Annotated in this window: 2 pseudogenes; both read right to left on the bottom strand. The window is 59.5% G+C overall.

From position 1 onward, the window contains the following. Window positions 1-448 (bottom strand): annotated as a pseudogene (locus tag ACFHWW_RS34080) (hypothetical protein); the annotation flags it as partial. Beyond that, a pseudogene (locus ACFHWW_RS34075) lies at window positions 399-630 on the bottom strand (hypothetical protein); the annotation flags it as partial. The pseudogenes ACFHWW_RS34080 and ACFHWW_RS34075, both read right to left, overlap by 50 nt.

The raw sequence follows: 630 nt of genomic DNA, 5'->3' as shown, positions 1-630 counted from the left end.
CCCTTTCAAATGCGGTCCAGCGGGAGCTCTGCCAATCGCTCAGTTTGAGGATGGCTTGGTCGTCGATCGGCAGCGTCAGCCGGCGGGTATATTCCTCCGTCGATCCGTCATGATGGGTGTAGTAATCCTGCGTGAAGGACAGTGTCGATGAAAGCGGCGGCGCCTCAATGCGAACAAAAAGGTCCTCGCTGACCGTATGCACCCACGGCACCCGGAACGCGAATAGATCGACTTCGGGCATGCCCACCCATTCCTCCCAGGGCGCGGTCATGAGGAAGGCGAGGGTGGCTTCGACCGCGGCCGGGAAACGTGGCTTGTGCGGGTCGATCTGGCCGAAGTCCCTGTCGAGGCTGCCATACATCCAAGGCATTGCGCGTTTTTCCGGTTCGTCCTTCAAATCAACGGCTTCCCTTATCAAGAGCCATTGAAAATCGCTGAACTCGGCCAAATCGATCTGGTGTCCGCGCATCGAAAATCTCCCCGAGTTCGGTCTCGGTGAACCGCCGAACTTCGCAGTTGCCGAAGCGTAATTCGGGAAGATCATCCGCCATGTCGAGCGGAACGAGGTGACGCATTTCGGCCTGCGCCGATCGGAGCGCCGCATCAAGACGCTCGGCGGCGCGATCAACG

This window comes from Sinorhizobium sp. P24N7, assembly GCF_042436655.1.
GTDB lineage: Bacteria > Pseudomonadota > Alphaproteobacteria > Rhizobiales > Rhizobiaceae > Sinorhizobium > Sinorhizobium meliloti_A.
The sequence above is the reverse complement of the archived record's forward strand: the minus strand, read 5'-3'. Positions and strand labels throughout refer to the sequence as shown.